Source organism: Paracoccus benzoatiresistens, from assembly GCF_026913015.1.
Lineage (GTDB): Bacteria > Pseudomonadota > Alphaproteobacteria > Rhodobacterales > Rhodobacteraceae > Paracoccus > Paracoccus benzoatiresistens.
In genome coordinates, this window is sequence record NZ_JAPTYD010000124.1 from 1 (window position 1) to 3070 (window position 3070).

General features: G+C 60.1%; 2 protein-coding genes. Both read left to right on the top strand.

Translation table 11 applies throughout. The features are described 5' to 3' along the window. The first annotated feature begins 451 nt into the window (after positions 1-451). Positions 452-1462, top strand: a complete 1011-nt coding sequence (locus OU682_RS23595) for a purine-nucleoside phosphorylase (protein ID WP_268944619.1) — start codon at positions 452-454, stop codon at positions 1460-1462. A gap of 392 nt (positions 1463-1854) precedes the next feature. After that, a complete protein-coding gene (locus OU682_RS23600; protein WP_268944620.1) occupies positions 1855-2979 on the top strand; it encodes an AAA family ATPase in 1125 nt (374 codons plus the stop codon). Positions 2980-3070: the final 91 nt, after the last annotated feature.

The following is a 3070-nucleotide window of genomic DNA, read 5'->3' on the forward strand; positions in this document are numbered from 1 at the left end:
CTGTCGGTGGCCATCCTGGTGCTGGTCTTCCTGCCCCAGATCCGCAAGCGCCGCGACGAAGTCTTCACCGAAAGCGATGGATGAGAAAAACCGCAATGCGGCGGTCCCATCGCCGCACCTGCATCAGTCTGCTTACGCCAATCGCGATCAAGAGCTATTGCCTACAACGCACATGCAGCGAATGACCGGTTGGTCCGCAGAGCTGCCTCCCGAAACTTAGCTTGTTAGACCAAGGGCAAACCTTCGACAGACTGGGACCTGTTCGTTAGGTGGCGGATCATAGGACTGCGGCTTTAAAGGCCTCGCGCAATAAGCAAGCCTTCCATCTGAAATTCCAGCAGCGGCGCCTGACAGCCGCCCTATCTTGCTCTATCCTCTTTGTTGTCCTTGCAGACATGTGCCGCGGCTAATTTTGGCCTGCCTGTCGGCAGCGAAGAACAGGAGAGAACCCATGCATGTCCTTGCCAACTCCCTAGTGGCTTCGGCCCTTGCTCTCGCGTCAGCTGGGGCGGCATGGTCTGAGCCGATCCAGGTCAAGGTGTTCGTGGGCTCCATGTTCGAGATCGGCGAGAACACCGGCGACCGCGCGGGCGAATACCAGCACTGGTATGAGCGCTATTGGCAGGACGCAGAGGCAAATGACGTGCCGGGTGCCTTTGCGCCCGTCCATTGCAACGATGATGGCGTCTGCGGCTCAGTCCTGGGAATGGGCAAGGTCAATGCCTCTGCCTCGATGCAGGCCATCCTGCTGAACCCGGACTACGACTTCTCCAACGCCTATTACCTGATCACAGGGGTCGCAGGAACACCGCCCTCCAGAGGGACCATCGGTGACGTCGCGTGGGGAAGCTGGCTGATCGACTATGACCTCGGCCACCGCTGGGCGCCTGAAGAGGGCGAGCCGGGCGCGCCGGTCTTCATGCCGCGCAAGGGCTACGAGGACTACCGCGTTCATCAGCTGAACCCGGATCTTGTGGCCTGGGGCGTTCACCTGTCATCGGATGTGGACCTGAAGGACTCGGAAGAGGCACGGACTTACCGGATGCGCTATCCCGATGAGGCCGCTCAGGCTACCCCTTCGGTGAAGGTGGGCACGCACATGACTGGCGACACCTTCTTCCACGGCCCGGGGCTTTCGGCCGAGGCGCAATACATGGCCGAGCTTTACGGCGCCGACGACTACCTGGTCACCGAGATGGAGGACAATGCCATCACGCAAGTTATCAAGCGGCTGCACGGCACCGACAGGATCGCGGCTATACGGGGTTCGGTCAACTTCGACCAGGGCAACCCGGACGAGACGACCCTGCAACATCTGGACCCGGCGCCAGGCGAAACAGCCGGTGGTTTTGCGGAAACGGTCGAGAACATCGCCCTGGTGGGCGCTCCTTTGGTCGATCACATCGTCAGCGAGTGGGAGACATGGAAGGACGGCGTGCCGGAAGCACCAAAGAACGACTGACCCTCACCCTGTTCGATGCGAGTAGGCTGTCGATGAAGAGTGGAGAGATTTCCTCGTCTCTGTTGCCTTTTTTGGACGTAGCCCGCGCTGCAATCCGTCTGGCAAGCTGTAGCTGACCGAGGAGGTAAAGAGCGATACGAGCGGTTTACGTGATGGACCGCGGTCGAGATCGTTGACTTTTCGTCTGGCGCTCGTAGTCTCGCCTCATGATCCAGTTCTGCTCATCTCGTCTCATACGCTGACCGTCCCGCCCCTGTTCGGGGCGACAACGGATGATGCGTGCGAGCCAGTTCGGATCTCTTCCAGACAGCACCCGTCAAGCTTGATGTGATGACTTCAGCTTCGCAGCGCTTCCTCCATTTCCTGCTATTCTCTGATCCGTGGAGGCCCATGTGTCCAAGTTCCCCATCATGCATGCAAGATCGCCCCAGCTTTCGAGCACGGATATCGCAGCGCGTCTGACCGAGTTTTTAACCGCGATGCGCCAGCAGCGTCGGATGAAGGCCCACGCCGAAGCCAGCGAACAAGCTAGTATGAAGACCGATGGACTGGATGACGATCCTTATGTGGTCCCCAAGGACACACGAGCGGTTTTCCTGTCCAATGCAGATCGCCAGGCCATCGAACGACGCGCAGGGCGGTTGCACAAACGGCAACTTAAGGCAGGCGGGCTGGCCCACCTGAACAGGGAGGACCGCGAACGGCTCTCCTCGCTCGATAACGGTGTGAGCTTGGCGAAGATCCCCGATGAGCATCGCGCTGATGAACTCGCTGCAGCCTTGCATACCGAAATGCCCTGGATGGCGGTGGCCACTGAATACACGTGGCACGCGATGCGCCGCTCGGTGCGGGAGGGGCATGCAGGCTTCCGTTTACCCCCAGTAATCCTTGACGGGCCCCCTGGCATCGGCAAGAGCCGCTGGGCCACGCGGCTTGGGCAGCTAATCGGCGCTCAAAGCACCATTGTGGACGCCACAGGCGAGAGCGCCAGCTTCGGGGTGGTAGGATGCCAGCGCGGCTGGTCGGGTGCAGGGCCCGGCCGGTTGCTGGAACTCATTCTGGCAAAGATGTCTGGAAATCCGATCATGGTCATCGATGAGTTGGAGAAAGCGGGACAGGTTGTCTCGAGCAAGGGAACTCCGTTCGGCTTGTCAGAGGGACTATTGCCGCTTCTCGAACGCCACACGGCAGAGAATTGGATCTGCCCATTCTATCGGGTCAGATTCAACATGTCGTGGGTCTCGTGGATTTTGCTGACCAACAATGTGGCACTGCTTCCCGAACCGCTCCTGAGCCGCTGCACGATCATCCGGCTGAAGGAGGTGCCGCTGGCTGACCTGATGAAGTTTGCCGAGCGTGAAGGACAGGACCGCGGGCTGTCTGAGACATCCATCTCCGCAATTATTGACGCCCTCGCGAGCGTGTCGCCACAAGCGCGCCCGCAGCCGAGCCTGCGCAGCGTGCAGCGCATGCTTGATCTGGCGGCCAATCTCGAAAACACGCACAGGCTCATGTGATCGAAGAAACTTATGGGCACCTCGAAAAATTGCGCTGACTGGGCGGCCGGGATAGGACGCAGGAGGCATTCGGCTGCTGGAGCGTGACGAT